Below are 21,109 nucleotides of genomic sequence, written 5' to 3'. Positions count from 1 at the left end.
GTCGAACGCCCAGCTGGCAGTAGCGTTCCCTCCATGAGACTCGGTGTCCTCGACGTGGGATCGAACACGGTGCATCTGCTGGTGGTGGACGCACACCCCGGCGCCCGCCCCCTGCCCGCGCACTCGCACAAGGCGGAACTGCGCCTTGCCCAACTCCTCGACGAGGCCGGGGCGATCGGTCCCGAAGGCGTCGAGAAGCTGGTCTCGGTCGTCAAGGACGCGCTCCAGGCCGCCGAGGACAAGGGCGTCGAGGACCTGCTCCCGTTCGCCACCTCCGCCGTCCGCGAGGCCAGCAACGCCGACGACGTCCTCGCGCGCGTGCGGGCCGAAACCGGCGTCGAGCTCCAGGTCGTCACCGGCGCCGAAGAGGCCCGCCTCACCTTCCTCGCCGCCCGCCGCTGGTTCGGCTGGTCGGCGGGCAAGCTCCTGGTCCTCGACATCGGCGGCGGCTCCCTGGAGGTCGCCTACGGCATCGACGAGGAACCGGACGCGGTGGCCTCCCTCCCTCTGGGCGCGGGCCGCCTCACGGCAGGCTGGCTCCCCGGAGACCCCCCGGATCCGGACGCCATCCGGGCCCTGCGACGCCACGTGCGCGCCCAGATCGCCCGTACGGTCGGCGAGTTCGCCCGCTTCGGCGCACCCGACCACGTGGTCGCCACGTCCAAGACCTTCAAGCAGCTGGCCCGTCTGGCGGGCGCGGCCCGCTCGACGGAGGGTCTCTACGTCCAGCGCGAACTGAAGCGCGAGTCCCTGGAGGCCTGGGTCCCGAGGCTGGCCGGTATGACGACGGACCAGCGGGCGGAACTCCCGGGCGTGTCGGAGGGCCGGGCGAACCAGCTCCTTGCGGGCGCCTTGGTGGCCGAGGGCGCGATGGATTTGTTCGGTGTGGAAAAGGTGGAAATCTGCCCCTGGGCGCTGAGGGAGGGCGTCATCCTGCGCAGACTTGACCATATGGGATCGGTTCAGGGCATATAGGGGCGCGCGGAACGGCGCGAACAACCCCGACTCACCCGCACCCGCCCAGTGGCAATCACCACAACGGCGAATGGGCACCCCGCACCCCACCCACGGCAACCCGTAATCTGTCCCCCATGGCAGAGCCAGTCGTACGGATCCCGGATGCGAAGGTCGCCCTGTCGACGGCCTCCGTCTACCCGGAGTCGACGGCGACGGCCTTCGAGATCGCCGCACGCCTCGGATACGACGGCGTCGAGGTCATGGTGTGGACCGACCCGGTCAGCCAGGACATCGAGGCCTTGCGCCGCCTCTCCGACTATCACGGCATCCCCATACTCGCCGTGCACGCCCCCTGCCTGCTCATCACGCAGCGCGTGTGGTCGACGGACCCCTGGGTCAAGCTCCAGCGCGCCCGCGCGGCAGCCGAGAAGCTGGGCGCGAGCACGGTCGTCGTACACCCGCCGTTCCGCTGGCAGCGCCAGTACGCCCGAGACTTCGTCAGCGGGATCTGGCGGATGGCGAACGAGACGGACGTACGGTTCGCCGTCGAGAACATGTATCCCTGGCGCTACCGCGACCGCGAGATGCTCGCCTACGCCCCCGACTGGGACGTCACCAAGGACGACTACCGGCACTTCACGATCGACCTCAGCCACGCGGCGACCTCCAGGACCGACGCGATGCAGATGGTCGACCGGATGGGGGACCGTCTCGGCCATGTGCACCTCGCCGACGGCAAGGGCTCCGCGAAGGACGAGCACCTCGTGCCCGGCCGCGGCGCCCAGCCCTGCGCCGAACTCCTGGAGCGCCTCGCGCTGAGCGGCTTCGACGGCCATGTCGTCATCGAGGTCAACACCCGCCGCGCGATGTCCGGCGCCGAACGTGAGGCCGACCTCGCCGAGGCCCTGGCCTTCACCCGCCTCCATCTGGCCTCGCCGGTGAAGGTGCCCCGGCGATGAGGAACCGAGCGACCGTGAAGGCGCCCCGGCCGTGAGCGACCTCGAAAGCGCCCGGGCGACCGGCGACGTCACCGCCCGCAAGCGCGGCCGGCCCCGCCGTACGGAATCGGACGCGGCCGGTACCCGCGACCGGATCCTCCTCGCGGCCCGTGAGGAGTTCTCCGAGCGGGGCTACGAGAAGACGTCCGTTCGGGGGATCGCCAAGGCCGCCGGGGTCGACTCGGCCCTGGTCCACCACTACTTCGGCACCAAGGAGCAGGTCTTCGAGGCGGCCGTGGAAGTCGCCGCCGCGCCCGCGCTGAGTGCGCCCGACGCGCTCGACGAGGGTCCGCTGGAGGACGTCGGAGAGCGTCTGACCCGCTTCATCTTCGGCGTGTGGGAGAACCCGGCGACGCGCATGCCGATCCTGGCGATCGTCCGCTCCGCCGTGACCAACGAGACCGCGGCCGCCGTCTTCCGCCGCCTCGTCGCCGCCCAGCTGCTGCGCCGCATCGCCGACCAGCTGGACGTGCCGGACGCGGAGCTGCGGGCCGAACTGGCGGCCGCGCAGCTGGTGGGGACGGCCATGCTGCGGTATGTGATCAAGGTGGAGCCGCTGGAGTCGACGGACATCGAGCAGATCATCGCGCGGGTGGCCCCGGTGGTGCAGAGCCATCTGACCGGGCCCTGACTCCGAGACGTGCGTCCCGCATGCCGGACGCCTTGTCCCGACCCCTGGATGACCGGCGTACGCTCGTTAGCAGTCAGAAGTCTCATACGACCGTCTCTGAAGTCTCTGACGACCGTCTCTGAAGGAGCGAGCGACGATGCCCGAGCTGAGGTCCCGCACAGTCACCCACGGCCGTAACATGGCGGGCGCCCGCGCCCTTATGCGCGCCTCCGGTGTACCCGGTGCGGACATCGGCCGCAAGCCGATCATCGCGGTCGCCAACTCCTTCACGGAGTTCGTGCCGGGCCACACCCACCTGCAGCCCGTCGGCCGGATCGTCTCCGAGGCGATCGTCGAGGCCGGCGGCATCCCGCGCGAGTTCAACACCATCGCCGTCGACGACGGCATCGCGATGGGACACGGGGGAATGCTCTACAGCCTCCCCTCCCGCGACCTGATCGCGGACTCGGTGGAGTACATGGTCGAGGCCCACTGCGCCGACGCCCTGATCTGCATCTCCAACTGCGACAAGATCACCCCGGGCATGCTGAACGCCGCGCTGCGGCTGAACATCCCCACGGTCTTCGTCTCGGGCGGCCCGATGGAGTCCGGCCGCGCGACCCTCGTGGACGGCACGGTCCGCACCCTCGACCTGGTCGACGCGATGTCCGACGCGGTGAACGAGAAGATCTCCGACGAGGACATGCTCCGTATCGAGGAGAACGCCTGCCCGACCTGCGGCAGCTGTTCCGGCATGTTCACGGCCAACTCGATGAACTGCCTCACGGAGGCCATCGGCCTCTCGCTCCCCGGCAACGGCTCGGTCCTGGCGACGCACACGGCCCGCAAGGAGCTGTACGTCGACGCGGCCAACACGGTCATGGACATCACCCGCCGCTACTACGAGCAGGACGACGACACGGTTCTGCCGCGCAACGTCGCCACCCTCGCGGCCTTCGAGAACGCCATGGCCCTCGACATCGCCATGGGCGGCTCGACCAACACGATCCTGCACCTGCTGGCGGCGGCCCAGGAGGCGGAGGTCCCCTTCGGCCTCGCCGAGATCGACGCGGTCTCCCGCCGTGTCCCGTGCCTGGCGAAGGTCGCCCCGAACGTGGCGAAGAACCGCACGTACTACATGGAGGACGTGCACCGCGCGGGCGGCATCCCGGCGCTGCTGGGCGAACTGCACCGCGCGGGCCTGCTCAACGAGGACGTGCACTCGGTCCACAGCCCGTCGCTGGCGGACTGGCTGAAGACGTGGGACGTCCGGGGAGGATCGCCTTCCGCGAAAGCGCTCGAGCTGTGGCACGCGGCCCCCGGCTGTGTCCGCTCCGCCGAGGCCTTCTCCCAGTCGGAGCGCTGGGAGGCGCTGGACGAGGACGCCGCCGAGGGCTGCATCCGCAGCATCGAGCACGCGTACTCCAAGGACGGCGGCCTGGCGGTCCTCAAGGGCAACCTGGCGGTCGACGGCTGCGTCGTGAAGACGGCCGGTGTGGACGAGTCGATCTGGCGGTTCGAGGGCCCGGCGGTGGTCTGCGAGTCGCAGGAGGAGGCCGTCCAGAAGATCCTCACCCAGCAGGTCAAGGAGGGCGACGTCGTCGTCATCCGCTACGAGGGCCCCAAGGGCGGACCCGGTATGCAGGAGATGCTCTACCCGACCTCGTACCTGAAGGGCCGCGGTCTCGGCAAGGCCTGCGCCCTGATCACCGACGGTCGCTTCTCCGGCGGCACGTCCGGCCTGTCCATCGGGCACGCCTCCCCGGAGGCCGCGGCCGGCGGCACCATCGCCCTCGTCGAGGACGGCGACCGCATCCGCATCGACATCCCCGGGCGGTCGATCGAGCTCCTGGTCGACGACGAGGAACTGGCCCGCCGGGAGGCCGCACTGGACGGCGCCTACGCCCCGAAGAACCGCGAGCGCAAGGTCTCGGCGGCGTTGCGGGCCTACGCGGCGATGGCCACGAGCGCCGACAAGGGCGCGGTGCGGGACGTGTCGAAGCTGGGCTGAGGTTCCCTCCTTCACTCCGCGAGAGCCTGGGGCCGTCCCTTCGGGGGCGGCCCCGTTTGTGCCGCGCGCCTGTTCTGAGCGCTACCAGTCCGAGGGCTTGCGGGCGTCCACGGCGAAGACGGTGCCGTCGGGGGCGGTGGCGTAGATGTGGTGATCGGCGACAGCGGGCCGGGGCAGCGTGGCGATCACATCGCCCGCGTTGGCGCCGAGCCGTGCCGGTGTCTGCCCGGCGAGCGTTCCCTTGCGCGCGTCCACGGCGAGCAGCCGCCCGTCGGAAGCGGTGACGAAGACGTGACTGCCGTCGGGGACCGGGACGGATCCCCGGCTCACGGACGTCTCCAGGTGCCACAGTTGCCGGCCCGTGTCGACGTCGACGGCCTCCAGGGCTCCGGCGGTGGCCAGCACATAGACGACACCGTCGTGCACAGCGGCCTCGGCTCCCTGCCGAGGCACGGGCAGGGTCACTTTCCGGGTGGCTCCGGAGGCGGGGGTGTAGCGGACCACGGCCTTGGCGTAGTCGTAGACCTGGTCGACGGAGAGGAAGAAGACGGATCCGTTCTCCGAACCGATCGGGGTCAGCGCGCCGTCGAGGTGTTCGTCCCACCGCACGTCACCCGTGGCCGCGTCCACGGCGGTGACCCGAGTACTCGACTCGTCGACGGACGTGCTGGTCACGTACAGCAGCGGGTCCCCGGGAAACGTGGAGAACGACGGTGTGGCGTGGCCGGGTATCTCCTTGCTCCACCTGGTGTCGCCGGACGCGCTGTCCACGCCGGTCACCGTCCCGTCCGCGCGGGTGACCAGAAGCATGCCGTCGGCCGACCACACGCCGTCGTACGTCGGCACGTTCCGCTGCCAGCGCGTCCGGCCCGTGGCGGGATCGAGCGCCTCCAGACGGTTGCCGTAATCGGCCAACGGCAGCAGGAGGCCACCGGACAGGGCGGGCGGAACGCTCCACCGGTTCGTGTCGGCCGCATACCGCCACAGCAGGCTGCCGTCGGTCGGATCGAGGGCGAAGACCAGACCCGCCCGCACGCAGAAGAGCTTTCCCGCCCCGTACGAGCACCGGGGCGTACCCGTGCCCCCGGCCATGGGCTTCGCCTCCCAGGCGCGGAACGCGGACGCCCCCGCCCGGGGCGTATCGCTGTCCGTCGGCGTGGGCCGTCCGTCGCCGAGCAACTGGACCGAGGCGAACACTCCGCTCGCGACAAGGGCAAGTGCGCCGGCGGCGAGGAACACGTTTCTGCGCAGGCGCCGCTCGGGTCGGCGTACCGGCTCCTCGGCCTCTTGCTCAAGCACCGGCACATCACCCGTGCGCTGCGCCGGTATGAACGCCTGGGTGTCGTACGAGGCCGCGACCGACCGCAGCTCCCGCATCAACTCGTCGGGCGTGGGCCGGTCCTCGGGCTCCTTGGCGAGGCACCGCACGATGAGCGGTGCGAGGTTCTGCGGTACGCCCGTCAGGTCCGGCTCGTCGTGCACGACCTGGTAGGCGACGACATACGGACTGTCGGAGTCGAACGGCCCGCGCCCGGTGGCCGCATGCACCATCACCGATCCGAGCGCGAAGATGTCGGCGGCGGGTCCCACCTCCCTGGGCCGACGGAACTGCTCCGGCGCCATGAACGGCGGCGTCCCGATCAACTTCCCGGTCTCGGTGCGAAGTTCGCTGTCCTTTGGCCGAGAAATACCGAAGTCGATGACCTTGGGCCCGTCCTCGGCGAGCAGCACATTGCTCGGCTTGAGATCCCGGTGGACCACCCCGACCCGATGGATGTCGCGCAGCGCCTCGGCGAGCCCGGCCATCAGCCGGCGCAACTCGGAGGGCGCCATGGGCCCGTTCCGCTTCACCTCGTCCGAGAGGGTCGGGCCGGGAATGAACAGTGTGGCCATCCAGGGCCGTTCGGCATCGGGATCGGCATCGACGACGGACGCGGTGAACGCCCCGCTCACCTTCCGGGCCGCGGCCACCTCCTGCCGAAAGCGCCCCCTGAACTCGGGGTCCTTGGCGAACTCGGTATGGACGACCTTCACCGCGAGCTTCATCCCCGAGGTGCTGCGCGCGACGTGTACGACGCCCATCCCACCGGAGCCGAGGCATGACTCCAGCCGGTAGTGACCGGCGTACTCGGGAAGTTCCGCTTCCGCGCCCGCTCCGGTGTTGCCCTGTGGCGCCATGGAACCACCCCCGTGCTGATCGTCCGCGCGCGCGACGCACGGAGCCTAGTCGATGACTCGTACGGGACAGAGGCGGCTTGCTAGTCTCCGCGTGCGAGTTGCGTACATGTGTTTCATGGCGTGATTTAGGGGAATCAACGGGACCCCATGGCAGTCATGGGGACCAACGGGGGAGGATTTTCATGTCTGTTGACCGCGTGGAAGAAGTCGAGAGCGGCGAGAGCAAGTCCGTCACAACAGCCGCTGCCGCGACCGCGGCCGTGCACTACTACGCGGTGGCACCGGGTTACCGCCTCAACGTCCGCCGCGGCCCGGGCACGCAGTACGGCATCGTCCGTGTCCTCCCCGAGGGCGCGCAGGTCGCGATCTACTGCCAGACGCCGGGGACTTCGGTTGTCGGCCCGTACGGCACCTCGAACATCTGGGACAACATCGCCAACGGCGAGTTCGTCTCGGACGCCTACGTACTCACCGGCAGCGACGGCTACGTCGCCTCGCGCTGCGGCTGACCTGGTCACCCATCCCAGAGGGATCCACGAGTGACACCCTGAAACGCGGATCCGTCATGCTCGCAGGCTTGACCGGCGCCCTCCTCATGGTGGGCGCCGCCAATGCCGAGGCCGTGACGATCCGGTACTACCCCGTGGCTTCCGGCTATCAGCTGAACGCCCGCAGCGGACCAGGCACGAGCTACAGCGTCGTCCGTGTCCTGCCCGAGGGTTCCATGGTCCACATCTACTGCCAGACGCCGGGCACCACAGTGACCGGTCCGTATGGCACCTCGAACACATCTGGGACAACATCAGCAATAGTCAGTACGTCTCCGACGCGTACGTGAACACCGGCAGCGACGGCTACGTGGCCGACCGCTGCTCCTGATCCCCGAAGGGAGCCCGCCCCCGCCCCGGAGCCATAATCGTCCCGTGAGCGACGAATCCGGCACCCAGGACATCCCCGCGGGCTCCACGGTGGGCGGCCCCCGCCCCGAACCGATCCGCTTCTTCGGCACGGCCTGGGTGGACCACGACAACGGCTACGCCCTCCGCCGCGTCGGCGCGGCCACCGGCTCCCTCGCCGCCGCCGTCGCCTCCTGCCTGATCCTCCGCTTCGCCTACGAGGGCCTCCAGATCGCCGACACCGGCAGCTTCGTGACCGTCCTCGTCATCGCGATGTTCGCGATCTGCAGCGCGCTGGCCTTCCACACCACGTGGGACGGCTTCGGCAGGCGCCCCGACCCGGACCGCCAGGCCTCCCTCCGCGGTCTGCTGGCCATCGGGTTCGTCGGGTCGCTCCTGGCCTACTTCTTCCGCTCCCTCATCGAGGCGCCGGGCGAGAAGCTGCACCGCGAGGAGTACGAGGCTGCCCGGCGGGAGCACGAGAAGAGGGACGCTCGCCGCACGGGGAACCCCTCGAAGCAGAAGCGCCGCCGCTGACGGCGCTCGGGCAGCCGCAGCCCCGTCGCTGCGGAGCCGCACATCCACACAGGCCCGCACCCCTGCATCCGCCCACGCCTCCGTTTCTCACCGAAAACTCACAGCGCCCCACTCGCACCCCGGCCACCATGTCCCTATGACGGCTTCCTCCCGCACCACCCGAGCCCACTCCTTCAACACCGCCGCAGCCCAGTACGCCGCCAACCGCCCCTCCTACCCACCCGCCCTCTTCGACGCCGTCGAAGAGCTCGCCGGCCGGCCCCTCGCGGGTGCGCGGGTCGCCGACATCGGGGCCGGTACCGGTATCGCGACCGCTCTGCTGCAGGCCCGGGGCGCCGAGGTCGTCGCGGTCGAACCCGGGGTCGGCATGGCGGCGCAGTTCCGCAGTGCGCACCCCGACATCCCGATCCTCAGGGGCGACGGCAACGACCTCCCCCTCCTCGCGGACGCCGTCGACTTCCTGACCTACGCCCAGTCCTGGCACTGGACCGACCCCGCCCGCGCGGTCCCCGAAGCCCTCCGCGTCCTGCGCCCCGGCGGCGCGCTCGCCCTGTGGTGGAACACCCACGCCCTCGACGTGCCGTGGATCACCGGTCAACTGGACCGCATCGGGGAGCACTTCAAGGCCTACGGTGCCCACCCGGCCGTCGAGGTGAACGGCAGCGGAGCCCGGTCGGCCCTGGCCGACCCCACCGGCCGCCTGGACTTCGCCCACCGCGTGGTCCGCTGGAGCCGCCACGTCCCCGTCGACACCCACCTCGCCAACATCGGCAGCCACTCGCTGTTCCTGGTCGCGGGCGAGGAGCACGCGGGCGCCTTCCTCACCGAGGAGCGCCGGATCCTGCTGGAACTCTTCCCGGACGAGACCGTCGAGGAGACCTACGACGTCGAACTGCTGGTCGCCGTCAACGCCTGACCCCCGCCGAGTTCCAGGGGGGGGGTGACTCGCTTGACGGTCAGAAGCCGCGAGAGCATTATTCATCACATGGTGAATAATGCGTCCGGGCCACCCGACGACAGCGACGACAGCACGGCCCAAGGGCCCGCCATCCCCGCCGTCCACGCCGACGGCCTCACCGTCGTGCGCGGCCCCCGCACCGTCCTGCGCGGCCTCGCCTTCGACGTCCCACGCGGCCAGATCACCGGCCTCCTCGGCCCCTCGGGTTGCGGCAAGTCCACGCTGATGCGCTCGATCGTCGGCACCCAGGCCAAGGTCACCGGCACCCTCGACGTCCTAGGCCGGCCCGCGGGCCACCCCACTCTCCGCACCCGCATCGGCTACGTCACCCAGGCCCCCTCCGTCTACGACGACCTGACCGTCCGCCAGAACCTCGACTACTTCGCCGCGATCCTCGCTCCCGGCCGCGCCGCCGCCGACCGCCGCCACTCCGACGTCACCCGGGCCATCACCGACGTCGACCTCACCACCCACGCCGACTCCCTCGCCGGCAACCTCTCCGGCGGCCAGCGCAGCCGCGTCTCCCTCGCCGTGGCCCTCCTCGGCACCCCCGAACTCCTCGTCCTCGACGAACCCACCGTCGGCCTCGACCCCGTCCTGCGCCGCGACCTCTGGAACCTCTTCCACGACATCGCCGCCCGCCGCGGCGCCACCCTCCTCATCTCCTCCCACGTCATGGACGAGGCCGAGCGCTGCCACCGCCTCCTCCTGATGCGCGAGGGCGAGATCCTCGCCGACGACACCCCCGAGGCCCTCCGCACCCGCACACACTCCGACACTGTCGAGGAGGCCTTCCTCCACCTGGTCGACCAGGCCGTCGAGGCAAGCCGCACCAAGGAGCCCACGCGATGACCACGACCACCACGCCGAACCTCGCGCCCGCTCCCACCAGCGCCCTCAGCCTCTCCCGCACCACCGCCACCGCGGCCAGGGTCCTGCGCCAGCTCCGCCACGACCCGCGCACCATCGCGATGATGATCCTGATCCCCTGCGTGATGCTCTTCCTGCTGCGCTACGTCTTCGACGGCAGCCCGCGCACCTTCGACAGCATCGGTGCCTCCCTCCTCGGGATCTTCCCGCTGATCACGATGTTCCTGGTCACCTCCATCGCCACCCTGCGCGAACGCACCTCCGGCACCCTCGAACGCCTCCTCGCCATGCCGCTGGGCAAAGGCGACCTCATCGCCGGCTACGCCCTCGCCTTCGGCGTCCTCGCGATCATCCAGTCCGCCCTCGCGACCGGCCTCGCCGTCTGGTTCCTCGGCCTCGACGTCATCGGCAGCCCCTGGCTCCTGCTGCTGGTCGCCCTGCTCGACGCCCTGCTCGGCACCGCCCTCGGCCTGTTCGTCTCGGCCTTCGCGGCCTCCGAGTTCCAGGCCGTCCAGTTCATGCCGGCCGTGATCTTCCCCCAACTCCTCCTCTGCGGACTCTTCACCCCCCGCGACAACATGCACCCCGTCCTGGAGACCATCTCCGATGTCCTCCCCATGTCCTACGCCGTCGACGGCATGAACGAAGTCCTCAGGCACACGGACATGACAGCGACCTTCCTACGCGACGCCTTGATCGTGGCGGGCTGCGCACTGCTGGTCCTGGGACTGGGAGCGGCAACCCTCAGGCGCAGGACGCCATAGCGCTGCGCACGGTCGGCCACCCTCCTGTTCCGCCCACCGGACACCCGCCCTGCACGCCCCGACCCGGTGCCAGACTGAACCGCATGAGTCAGAAAGTCGCAGTCCTCGGCACCGGCAAGATCGGCGAAGCCCTGCTCAGCGGAATGATCCGCGCCGGCTGGGCCCCGGCCGACCTCCTGGTCACCGCCCGCCGCCCCGAGCGAGCCGAAGAACTCCGCAGCCGCTACGGAGTCACCCCGGTCACCAACCCGGAAGCCGCGAAGACCGCCGACACCCTGATCCTCACGGTCAAACCGCAGGACATGGGCACCCTCCTCGACGAACTCGCCCCGCACGTCCCGGCCGACCGCCTGGTCATCAGCGGCGCCGCCGGCATCCCCACCTCCTTCTTCGAGGAGCGCCTCGCCACCGGCACCCCCGTCGTCCGCGTGATGACCAACACGCCCGCCCTGGTCGACGAGGCCATGTCGGTCATCTCCGCCGGCACCCATGCCACCGCCGACCACCTCGCCCACACCGAGGAGATCTTCGGCGCCGTCGGCAAGACGCTCCGCGTCCCCGAGTCCCAGCAGGACGCCTGCACCGCCCTCTCCGGCTCCGGACCGGCGTACTTCTTCTACCTGGTCGAAGCCATGACGGACGCCGGCATCCTGCTCGGCCTGCCCCGCGACAAGGCCCACGACCTGATCGTCCAGTCCGCGATCGGCGCCGCGACGATGCTCCGCGACAGCGGCGAGCACCCGGTGAAGCTCCGCGAGAACGTCACCTCCCCCGCGGGCACCACCATCAACGCCATCCGCGAACTCGAGAACCACGGCGTACGCGCCGCCCTCATCGCCGCCCTCGAAGCCGCCCGCGACCGCAGCCGCGCCCTGGCCTCCGGCAAGAAGGACTGAGGCCCACGGGGGCGGTCACCCCGCCGCGTCCACCACTTCCTTCGTGGCCACCACACGAGCGAAGCCGCCCCCGTGCAGCGAGACCGCCGACGCCTGTGCCACCTCGTCCGCACTCCGCCGCCAGCCGAACGGGCCCTCCAGATCGAACGTGTGCGTCGCGTCATAGGCGACCACCACGTCATAACCGAGGTTCCCGCCCATCCGAGCCGTCGTCTCCACGCACATGTTGGTCTGGATCCCGGCCACCACGAACTGCGAGATCCCCTCGCCCTTCAGCCAGGCATCCAGATCCGGCGTCCCGTAGAAGGCCGAGTTCACGGTCTTCGTGACCAACAGCTCAGCCCCGCCGACCCCCCTCCCACGCCGCCGCTCCACGTACTCCTTGAAGGCGTTCCCCTCATACCCCGTCCGCAGCGGCGACTCGGGCTTCCGCGAGTCATGCCGCACGAACACGACCGGCCGCCCCGTCGCCTGCCACACGTCGATGAGCGAAGCGACGTTGTCATCGGCCTCCGGGTTGTTCCGCGGTCCCCAGAAGTCGGCCTCGTCGAAGCCCTTCTGGACGTCCACGACCACCAGCGCTGCGTCCTCTGCGATCTCCATGCCGACGATCCTGCCGCCGGGAGCCCACCCCACCCAGTGGGTGAAAAGACAGCGATCGATGGTTTACTGCCAGCCATGGAGAACCCTGGGGAGAAGGAGCACGCGTACGGCGTCGCGCTGGTCGCCTTCCCCGGGATCCGCCCCTTCGACGTCTCCGTCATCACCGAGGTCTGGGGCACCGACCGCACCGATCGCGGAGCCCCCGCCTTCGACCTGCGCCGAGCCGCCCCCGACACCACACCGGTCCCCATGCGCGGCGGCCTCACCCTCCTTCCCGACCGCACCCTCGACTGGCTGCCCCACGCCGATCTCATCGTGATCCCCGGCCTCGACGACCACCTCACCTCCGCACCCACCCCCGTCCTCGAAGCCCTGCGCCGCGCGCACACCAGCGGCACCACCATCGCGGCCCTGTGCGGTGGCGCCTTCACCCTCGCCCAGGCCGGCCTCCTCGACGGTCGCCGCGCCATCACCCACTGGAACCTGATCGACCCCCTGCGCGCACACCACCCCCAGGTCACCGTCGTCCCCGACGCCCTGTTCATCGAGGACGACAACATCTGGACCGCGGCCGGCACCGCGGCAGGCATCGACCTCTGTCTCCACCTCGTCCGCCGGGCCCACGGCGCCGAAGCCGCGGCCACCATCGCCCGCTCGATGGTCACCGCGCCCTTCCGCACCGGAACCCAGGCCCAGTTCATCGAGCACCCCACCCCGCGCGCCGACCGCGACTCCGACGCCCTCGCCGCCGTACGCGAGCACGCCCTGCGCCACCTCCACGAACCGCTCACCGTCGCCGACCTGGCCGCCCGCGCAGGCATGTCCGCCCGCAGCTTCGCCCGTCACTTCGCCGCGGAAACCGGCACGACCCCGCTCCGCTGGCTCCTCGACCAGCGCATCGCCGCAGCCCAGAAACTCCTTGAGCGCACTGACCTGCCGATGCCCGAAGTCGCCCGCCGCGCCGGCTTCGGCAGCGAGGTCACGATGCGCCAGCACTTCGCATCGCGCCTCGCCACCAGCCCACGCGCCTACCGGGCAGCGTTCAGCACGACTCCGCTGTCGACCGCGTCGGTATCCACCGCGACCGGCTCGGCAGTGGCCGGAAGCAGCCCGATCGCGCGATAAGCGGCATCCACGGTCGGCCGCGCCATCGCCCGCGCTCTCTCCGCGCCATCCCGCAGCACCCCCTCCACATAGCCAGGATCCGCGCACAACTCCTTGTGCCTCTCCTGCACGGGCCTCAAGACCTCGACCACGGCCTCGGCGGTGTCCTTCTTCAAGGCGCCGTACGACTCATATACACCGCTCAGCTCCGATGGGTTCCCACCCGTACAGGACGCGAGGATCTCCAGCAGATTCGCCAGGCCGGGCCGCGCCTCCCGGTCGTACACGACCTCCCGCCCGCTGTCGGTCACGGCCCGCATCACCTTCTTCCGCACGACATCCGGCTCGTCGAGCAGATAGACGATCCCCGGCCCGGAGTCGTCGGACTTCCCCATCTTCGACAGCGGGTCCTGAAGGTTCATGACCCGCGCGCCCACCGTGGGCAGGGTGGCCCGGGGCACCACGAACGTGTAGCCGTACCGCTGGTTGAACCGCGCCGCCAGATCCCGCGTCAACTCCACGTGTTGTGCCTGGTCGTCCCCGACCGGCACCTCGTCGGCCCCGTAGGCCAGGATGTCCGCCGCCATCAGCACGGGATACGTCAGCAACGACAGCCGCACACTCCCGCCCCGCGCCCGCTCCCGAGCGGCCTTCTCCTTGTACTGGATCATCCGCCGCATCTCGCCGTCCGTGGCCACGCACTCCAGCACGTACGACAGCCGCGCATGCTCGTCCACATGACTCTGTACGAACACGGTGCACAGCTCGGGATCCAACCCCGCCGCGAGCAGCAGCGTCGCCGCCTGCCGACTCAGCCGGCGCACCCGCGCCGGATCATGGTCGACGGTCAGGGCGTGCAGGTCGACGATGCAGAACAGCGACTCGGCCCGGTGCTGGTCGACCGTGGCCCACTGCCGCATGGCTCCCAGGTAGTTCCCCAGCGTCAGATGCCCCGTCGGCTTGACCCCGCTGAAGACCCGCGTCATCTCTCCACCTCCTGGTCGAGGCCGCCGACCCCGGCCGGCCGACCCTCAGGAGTCCTGGAGGGAGATATGCGAACGGCCGCCGAGGCGGCGGCCGTTGAGTGCATACGTGATCACGGCCGCCGTCAGGCGGCCCACCACTGCTGGGTGCACGTACGCGTTGTCATGCCTGTCAGCGTACGCCTCCGAGCGCCCGTCCGGACCTGAGTTGACACTCCCCAGCCCGGTACGTAGTGTTCTCCGAGTTGTCCGACGTGAGCGCCGACCCCGGTCGGTCCCCGGACAGCCATTCCGCAGGTACCAGCCAACAAACGACGACAGTCACTCTGTCTGCCGTCGCCGCATTGGCGTGCGTATTCGCGAAATGAGGAATCCGCGTTCGAAAGGACGGCGGCCCCCGATTAGCTCGGGAGCCGGGAATCCGCTAAAGTCTCACTCGTCGGAACGGCCCAACAGCCGGGAAGGCAAACCCCCGCTGACTGGGAATCAGGCCCGAAAGGATCTGATAGAGTCGGAACCGCCGGAAAGGGAAACGCGAGAGCGGGAACCTGGAAAGCGCCGAGGAAATCGGAACCGGAAACGGTCTGATAGAGTCGGAAACGCAAGACCGAAGGGAAAAAGCCCGGAGGAAAGCCCGAGAGGGTGAGTACAAAGGAAGCGTCCGTTCCTTGAGAACTCAACAGCGTGCCAAAAATCAACGCCAGATATGTTGATACCCCGTCTCCAGCATCTGCTGGGGCGAGGTTCCTTTGAAGAAAACACAGCGAGGACGCTGTGAGCGACCGCCTTATTCCGGTGGTCGCTCCGCTCTCGTGATGTGTGCACCCGATTACGGGTAAACATTCACGGAGAGTTTGATCCTGGCTCAGGACGAACGCTGGCGGCGTGCTTAACACATGCAAGTCGAACGATGAACCACTTCGGTGGGGATTAGTGGCGAACGGGTGAGTAACACGTGGGCAATCTGCCCTTCACTCTGGGACAAGCCCTGGAAACGGGGTCTAATACCGGATACCACTACCGCAGGCATCTGTGGTGGTTGAAAGCTCCGGCGGTGAAGGATGAGCCCGCGGCCTATCAGCTTGTTGGTGAGGTAATGGCTCACCAAGGCGACGACGGGTAGCCGGCCTGAGAGGGCGACCGGCCACACTGGGACTGAGACACGGCCCAGACTCCTACGGGAGGCAGCAGTGGGGAATATTGCACAATGGGCGAAAGCCTGATGCAGCGACGCCGCGTGAGGGATGACGGCCTTCGGGTTGTAAACCTCTTTCAGCAGGGAAGAAGCGAAAGTGACGGTACCTGCAGAAGAAGCGCCGGCTAACTACGTGCCAGCAGCCGCGGTAATACGTAGGGCGCAAGCGTTGTCCGGAATTATTGGGCGTAAAGAGCTCGTAGGCGGCTTGTCACGTCGGGTGTGAAAGCCCGGGGCTTAACCCCGGGTCTGCATTCGATACGGGCTAGCTAGAGTGTGGTAGGGGAGATCGGAATTCCTGGTGTAGCGGTGAAATGCGCAGATATCAGGAGGAACACCGGTGGCGAAGGCGGATCTCTGGGCCATTACTGACGCTGAGGAGCGAAAGCGTGGGGAGCGAACAGGATTAGATACCCTGGTAGTCCACGCCGTAAACGGTGGGAACTAGGTGTTGGCGACATTCCACGTCGTCGGTGCCGCAGCTAACGCATTAAGTTCCCCGCCTGGGGAGTACGGCCGCAAGGCTAAAACTCAAAGGAATTGACGGGGGCCCGCACAAGCAGCGGAGCATGTGGCTTAATTCGACGCAACGCGAAGAACCTTACCAAGGCTTGACATACGCCGGAAAGCATCAGAGATGGTGCCCCCCTTGTGGTCGGTGTACAGGTGGTGCATGGCTGTCGTCAGCTCGTGTCGTGAGATGTTGGGTTAAGTCCCGCAACGAGCGCAACCCTTGTTCTGTGTTGCCAGCATGCCCTTCGGGGTGATGGGGACTCACAGGAGACCGCCGGGGTCAACTCGGAGGAAGGTGGGGACGACGTCAAGTCATCATGCCCCTTATGTCTTGGGCTGCACACGTGCTACAATGGCAGGTACAATGAGCTGCGATACCGTGAGGTGGAGCGAATCTCAAAAAGCCTGTCTCAGTTCGGATTGGGGTCTGCAACTCGACCCCATGAAGTCGGAGTTGCTAGTAATCGCAGATCAGCATTGCTGCGGTGAATACGTTCCCGGGCCTTGTACACACCGCCCGTCACGTCACGAAAGTCGGTAACACCCGAAGCCGGTGGCCCAACCCCTTGTGGGAGGGAGCTGTCGAAGGTGGGACTGGCGATTGGGACGAAGTCGTAACAAGGTAGCCGTACCGGAAGGTGCGGCTGGATCACCTCCTTTCTAAGGAGCATCTAGGCTGCCGGGCTTGCCCGGTGGTCCAGGGCCATTACGTCGGCACACGTTCGACGGTGGTTGCTCATGGGTGGAACGTTGATTATTCGGCACTTTCAGTCATCTCGGGCTGCCAGTACTGCTCTTCGGAGCGTGGAAAGCTGATCATGAGTGGCGAGGGTGTCGGGCACGCTGTTGGGTGTCTGAGGGAATGAACCCCCTCGATGCCGGCCCCAGTGAACTCGGAGTGAAGCTCCGGGGTGATGGGTGGCTGGTCGTTGTTTGAGAACTGCACAGTGGACGCGAGCATCTGTGGCCAAGTTTTTAAGGGCGCACGGTGGATGCCTTGGCACCAGGAACCGATGAAGGACGTGGGAGGCCACGATAGTCCCCGGGGAGTCGTCAACCAGGCTTTGATCCGGGGGTTTCCGAATGGGGAAACCCGGCAGTCGTCATGGGCTGTCACCCATACCTGAACACATAGGGTATGTGGAGGGAACGCGGGGAAGTGAAACATCTCAGTACCCGCAGGAAGAGAAAACAACCGTGATTCCGGGAGTAGTGGCGAGCGAAACCGGATGAGGCCAAACCGTATGCGTGTGAGACCCGGCAGGGGTTGCGCATTCGGGGTTGTGGGATCTCTCTTCTGTCGTCTGCCGGCGACAGGACGAGTCAGAAACCGTTGATGTAGGCGAAGGACATGCGAAAGGTCCGGCGTAGAGGGTAAGACCCCCGTAGTCGAAACATCAGCGGCTCGTTTGAGAGACACCCAAGTAGCACGGGGCCCGAGAAATCCCGTGTGAATCTGGCGGGACCACCCGCTAAGCCTAAATATTCCCTGGTGACCGATAGCGGATAGTACCGTGAGGGAATGGTGAAAAGTACCGCGGGAGCGGAGTGAAATAGTACCTGAAACCGTGTGCCTACAAGCCGTGGGAGCGTCGGACATCAAGCTTGCTTGGTGTCTCGTGACTGCGTGCCTTTTGAAGAATGAGCCTGCGAGTTTGCGGTGTGTTGCGAGGTTAACCCGGGTGGGGTAGCCGTAGCGAAAGCGAGTCCTAATAGGGCGTTTGAGTAGCACGCTCAAGACCCGAAGCGGAGTGATCTAGCCATGGGCAGGTTGAAGCGGAGGTAAGACTTCGTGGAGGACCGAACCCACCAGGGTTGAAAACCTGGGGGATGACCTGTGGTTAGGGGTGAAAGGCCAATCAAACTCCGTGATAGCTGGTTCTCCCCGAAATGCATTTAGGTGCAGCGTCGTGTGTTTCTTGCCGGAGGTAGAGCACTGGATAGGCGATGGGCCCTACCGGGTTACTGACCTTAGCCAAACTCCGAATGCCGGTAAGTGAGAGCACGGCAGTGAGACTGTGGGGGATAAGCTCCATGGTCGAGAGGGAAACAGCCCAGAGCATCGACTAAGGCCCCTAAGCGTACGCTAAGTGGGAAAGGATGTGGAGTCGCAGAGACAACCAGGAGGTTGGCTTAGAAGCAGCCACCCTTGAAAGAGTGCGTAATAGCTCACTGGTCTAGTGATTCCGCGCCGACAATGTAGCGGGGCTCAAGCGTACCGCCGAAGTCGTGTCATTCATACAATAGGGCCAACGCCTGTATGGATGGGTAGGGGAGCGTCGTGTGCCGGGTGAAGCCGCGCCGGAAGGCAGTGGTGGACGGTTCACGAGTGAGAATGCAGGCATGAGTAGCGATACACACGTGGGAAACGTGTGCGCCGATTGACTAAGGGTTCCTGGGTCAAGCTGATCTGCCCAGGGTAAGTCGGGACCTAAGGCGAGGCCGACAGGCGTAGTCGATGGATAACCGGTTGATATTCCGGTACCCGCTGTGAAGCGTCAAACACCGAACCTATTGATGCTAAGGCCGTGAAGCCGTTCCGGACCCTTCGGGGAATGGAAAGTGGTGGAGCCGCCGAACCAAGGTGGTAGTAGGTGAGTGATGGGGTGACGCAGGAAGGTAGTCCAGCCCGGGCGGTGGTTGTCCCGGGGTAAGGGTGTAGGACGTCAGGTAGGTAAATCCGCCTGGCAATAGTCTGAGACCTGATGCCGAGCCGATTGTGGTGAAGTGGATGATCCTATGCTGTCGAGAAAAGCCTCTAGCGAGTTTCATGGCGGCCCGTACCCTAAACCGACTCAGGTGGTCAGGTAGAGAATACCGAGGCGTTCGGGTGAACTATGGTTAAGGAACTCGGCAAAATGCCCCCGTAACTTCGGGAGAAGGGGGGCCATCACTGGTGAGAGGACTTGCTCCTCGAGCTGGGGGTGGCCGCAGAGACCAGCGAGAAGCGACTGTTTACTAAAAACACAGGTCCGTGCGAAGCCGTAAGGCGATGTATACGGACTGACGCCTGCCCGGTGCTGGAACGTTAAGGGGACCGGTTAGTCACATTTCGGTGTGGCGAAGCTGAGAACTTAAGCGCCAGTAAACGGCGGTGGTAACTATAACCATCCTAAGGTAGCGAAATTCCTTGTCGGGTAAGTTCCGACCTGCACGAATGGCGTAACGACTTCTCGACTGTCTCAACCATAGGCCCGGTGAAATTGCACTACGAGTAAAGATGCTCGTTTCGCGCAGCAGGACGGAAAGACCCCGGGACCTTTACTACAGTTTGATATTGGTGTTCGGTTCGGCTTGTGTAGGATAGCTGGGAGACTGTGAAGCTTGGACGCCAGTTCAGGTGGAGTCGTCGTTGAAATACCAGTCTGGTCGTGCTGGATGTCTAACCTGGGTCCGTGATCCGGATCAGGGACAGTGTCTGATGGGTAGTTTAACTGGGGCGGTTGCCTCCTAAAGAGTAACGGAGGCGCCCAAAGGTTCCCTCAGCCTGGTTGGCAATCAGGTGTTGAGTGTAAGTGCACAAGGGAGCTTGACTGTGAGACCGACGGGTCGAGCAGGGACGAAAGTCGGGACTAGTGATCCGGCGGTGGCTTGTGGAAGCGCCGTCGCTCAACGGATAAAAGGTACCCCGGGGATAACAGGCTGATCTTCCCCAAGAGTCCATATCGACGGGATGGTTTGGCACCTCGATGTCGGCTCGTCGCATCCTGGGGCTGGAGTCGGTCCCAAGGGTTGGGCTGTTCGCCCATTAAAGCGGTACGCGAGCTGGGTTTAGAACGTCGTGAGACAGTTCGGTCCCTATCCGCTGCGCGCGCAGGAATATTGAGAAGGGCTGTCCCTAGTACGAGAGGACCGGGACGGACGAACCTCTGGTGTGCCAGTTGTTCTGCCAAGGGCATGGCTGGTTGGCTACGTTCGGGAGGGATAACCGCTGAAAGCATCTAAGCGGGAAGCCTGCTTCGAGATGAGTATTCCCACCCCCTTGAGGGGTTAAGGCTCCCAGTAGACGACTGGGTTGATAGGCCGGATCTGGAAGCCCAGTAATGGGTGGAGGTGACCGGTACTAATAGGCCGAGGGCTTGTCCATATTTGCTCGCGTCCACTGTGTTAGTTCTGAGGCAACGACCGTGTCGTTTTTCCGGTCTAACTTCATAGTGTTTCGGTGGTCATAGCGTGAGGGAAACGCCCGGTTACATTCCGAACCCGGAAGCTAAGCCTTACAGCGCCGATGGTACTGCAGGGGGGACCCTGTGGGAGAGTAGGACACCGCCGAACAATTTTTGAGAAAACCCCCGTTCCATTCGGAACGGGGGTTTTCTGCGTTTAGGCTCGATACATGCGTTACGACCTCGTCATCTTCGACAACGACGGTGTTCTCGTCGACAGTGAGCCGATCTCCAATCGGCATCTCGCCGCGTATCTGACGGAGCTCGGCCATCCGACCTCCTACGAGGAATCCATCCGCGACTACATGGGCTCCGCCATGCACCGGATCCACGACCTCGTCCTGGAACGCACCGGGCGGCGGCTGCCGGAGGACTTCGACGACGTCTTCCACTCGCGGGTGTTCGCCGCGTTCGAGCGGGAGTTGCAGCCGGTGGTCGGCGTGGCGGGCGTACTGGAGAAGCTGGCGGCGGACGGGGTGCCGTTCTGCGTCGCGTCCTCCGGGAGTCATGAGCGGATCCGGGTGGGGCATCGGGCGACCGGGCTCGACCGGTGGTTCGCGGACGAGCGGATCTTCAGTTCGCATGATGTGGGGCGGGGCAAGCCGGCGCCGGATCTGTTCCTGTACGCCGCCGAGCGGATGGGGGTCGAGCCCGGGCGGTGTGTGGTGGTCGAGGACAGTCCGCTGGGCGTGCAGGCGGCTGTCGCGGCCGGGATGGACGTGTACGGCTTCACCGCCATGACGCCTGCCGCCAAGCTGGCGGGGGCCACCCAACTCTTCTCCGGCATGGGGGAGTTGGCTGACCTGTTCGTCTGACATTTGTCATGCCGAGGTCCGGACGATCGTTTCTGTTGGCACCCCCTCGCCGGAC

At 66.7% G+C, this 21,109-nt stretch carries 15 protein-coding genes, 3 rRNA genes and 1 pseudogene; 16 read left to right on the top strand and 3 right to left on the bottom strand.

Features of this window, described 5'->3' with window-relative positions; genetic code table 11:
• The first annotated feature begins 33 nt into the window (after positions 1 to 33).
• The 4 genes from OG841_RS20760 to ilvD all read left to right on the top strand — a co-directional run bounded on the left by OG841_RS20760 (position 34) and on the right by ilvD (position 4,576).
• Entirely contained in the window at positions 34 to 975 is a 942-nt protein-coding gene (locus OG841_RS20760; protein WP_328640141.1) for a Ppx/GppA phosphatase family protein, read from the top strand.
• Positions 976 to 1,091: 116 nt separating this feature from the next.
• On the top strand, positions 1,092 to 1,916 hold the full coding sequence (locus OG841_RS20755) for a sugar phosphate isomerase/epimerase family protein (RefSeq protein ID WP_328640142.1): 825 nt from the start codon (positions 1,092 to 1,094) through the stop codon (positions 1,914 to 1,916).
• A 31-nt stretch (positions 1,917 to 1,947) separates the two neighbouring features.
• On the top strand, positions 1,948 to 2,586 hold the full coding sequence (locus OG841_RS20750) for a TetR/AcrR family transcriptional regulator (RefSeq protein WP_371566459.1): 639 nt from the start codon (positions 1,948 to 1,950) through the stop codon (positions 2,584 to 2,586).
• 136 nt (positions 2,587 to 2,722) lie between these two features.
• Positions 2,723 to 4,576, top strand: coding sequence for a dihydroxy-acid dehydratase (gene ilvD, locus OG841_RS20745; RefSeq protein ID WP_328640144.1), 1,854 nt, complete (start codon positions 2,723 to 2,725; stop codon positions 4,574 to 4,576).
• An 81-nt stretch (positions 4,577 to 4,657) separates the two neighbouring features.
• On the opposite strand, the gene OG841_RS20740 is transcribed toward ilvD, so the two are convergent.
• Positions 4,658 to 6,754, bottom strand: a complete 2,097-nt coding sequence (locus OG841_RS20740; protein ID WP_371566456.1) for a serine/threonine-protein kinase — start codon at positions 6,752 to 6,754, stop codon at positions 4,658 to 4,660.
• A 182-nt stretch (positions 6,755 to 6,936) separates the two neighbouring features.
• Here OG841_RS20740 and OG841_RS20735 point away from each other — a divergent pair, with 182 nt between their 5' ends.
• The 7 genes and pseudogenes from OG841_RS20735 to proC all read left to right on the top strand — a co-directional run bounded on the left by OG841_RS20735 (position 6,937) and on the right by proC (position 11,675).
• A complete protein-coding gene (locus OG841_RS20735) occupies positions 6,937 to 7,263 on the top strand; it encodes an SH3 domain-containing protein (protein ID WP_328640146.1) in 327 nt (108 codons plus the stop codon).
• Positions 7,264 to 7,319: 56 nt separating this feature from the next.
• Positions 7,320 to 7,633: pseudogene (locus OG841_RS20730) on the top strand (hypothetical protein).
• 44 nt (positions 7,634 to 7,677) lie between these two features.
• Entirely contained in the window at positions 7,678 to 8,187 is a 510-nt protein-coding gene (locus OG841_RS20725) for an EamA/RhaT family transporter (protein ID WP_371566454.1), read from the top strand.
• Between the two features lie 136 nt (positions 8,188 to 8,323).
• On the top strand, positions 8,324 to 9,103 hold the full coding sequence (locus OG841_RS20720) for a class I SAM-dependent methyltransferase (RefSeq protein WP_371566452.1): 780 nt from the start codon (positions 8,324 to 8,326) through the stop codon (positions 9,101 to 9,103).
• A gap of 69 nt (positions 9,104 to 9,172) precedes the next feature.
• On the top strand, positions 9,173 to 9,997 hold the full coding sequence (locus OG841_RS20715) for an ABC transporter ATP-binding protein (protein ID WP_328640149.1): 825 nt from the start codon (positions 9,173 to 9,175) through the stop codon (positions 9,995 to 9,997).
• The gene (locus OG841_RS20710; protein ID WP_328640150.1) at positions 9,994 to 10,779 is read left to right on the top strand and encodes an ABC transporter permease; all 786 of its coding nucleotides are present in this window, start codon (positions 9,994 to 9,996) and stop codon (positions 10,777 to 10,779) included. Before OG841_RS20715 ends, OG841_RS20710 begins: the two co-directional genes overlap by 4 nt.
• Before the next feature lie 83 nt (positions 10,780 to 10,862).
• Positions 10,863 to 11,675 (top strand): pyrroline-5-carboxylate reductase, encoded by an 813-nt coding sequence (proC, locus tag OG841_RS20705; protein WP_020122518.1) that lies wholly within the window; start codon positions 10,863 to 10,865, stop codon positions 11,673 to 11,675.
• Positions 11,676 to 11,690: 15 nt separating this feature from the next.
• On the opposite strand, the gene OG841_RS20700 is transcribed toward proC, so the two are convergent.
• Positions 11,691 to 12,278 (bottom strand): cysteine hydrolase family protein, encoded by a 588-nt coding sequence (locus tag OG841_RS20700; RefSeq protein ID WP_365123669.1) that lies wholly within the window; start codon positions 12,276 to 12,278, stop codon positions 11,691 to 11,693.
• Between the two features lie 75 nt (positions 12,279 to 12,353).
• Between OG841_RS20700 and OG841_RS20695 the strand changes: the two genes are divergently transcribed.
• Positions 12,354 to 13,403: a GlxA family transcriptional regulator gene (locus tag OG841_RS20695; RefSeq protein ID WP_365123671.1), complete on the top strand. Its 1,050-nt coding sequence runs from the start codon at positions 12,354 to 12,356 to the stop codon at positions 13,401 to 13,403.
• Here OG841_RS20695 and trpS read toward each other — a convergent pair.
• Positions 13,307 to 14,368, bottom strand: coding sequence for a tryptophan--tRNA ligase (gene trpS / locus OG841_RS20690; RefSeq protein ID WP_365123674.1), 1,062 nt, complete (start codon positions 14,366 to 14,368; stop codon positions 13,307 to 13,309). The two genes, OG841_RS20695 and trpS, sit on opposite strands and share 97 nt — an antisense overlap.
• 839 nt (positions 14,369 to 15,207) lie before the next feature.
• Between trpS and OG841_RS20685 the strand changes: the two genes are divergently transcribed.
• From OG841_RS20685 to OG841_RS20670, 4 genes are all read left to right on the top strand, one after another.
• Positions 15,208 to 16,733: ribosomal RNA gene (locus OG841_RS20685) — 16S ribosomal RNA — on the top strand.
• 305 nt (positions 16,734 to 17,038) lie between these two features.
• A 23S ribosomal RNA gene (locus OG841_RS20680) occupies positions 17,039 to 20,160 on the top strand.
• 71 nt (positions 20,161 to 20,231) lie between these two features.
• A 5S ribosomal RNA gene (rrf, locus tag OG841_RS20675) occupies positions 20,232 to 20,348 on the top strand.
• Together the 16S, 23S and 5S rRNA genes form the textbook arrangement of a ribosomal RNA operon.
• Positions 20,349 to 20,409: 61 nt before the next feature.
• Positions 20,410 to 21,054: an HAD family hydrolase gene (locus OG841_RS20670; protein ID WP_365118224.1), complete on the top strand. Its 645-nt coding sequence runs from the start codon at positions 20,410 to 20,412 to the stop codon at positions 21,052 to 21,054.
• Positions 21,055 to 21,109: the final 55 nt, after the last annotated feature.

It is taken from the genome of Streptomyces canus (genome assembly GCF_041435015.1).
GTDB lineage: Bacteria > Actinomycetota > Actinomycetes > Streptomycetales > Streptomycetaceae > Streptomyces > Streptomyces canus_G.
The sequence above is the reverse complement of the archived record's forward strand: the minus strand, read 5'-3'. Positions and strand labels throughout refer to the sequence as shown.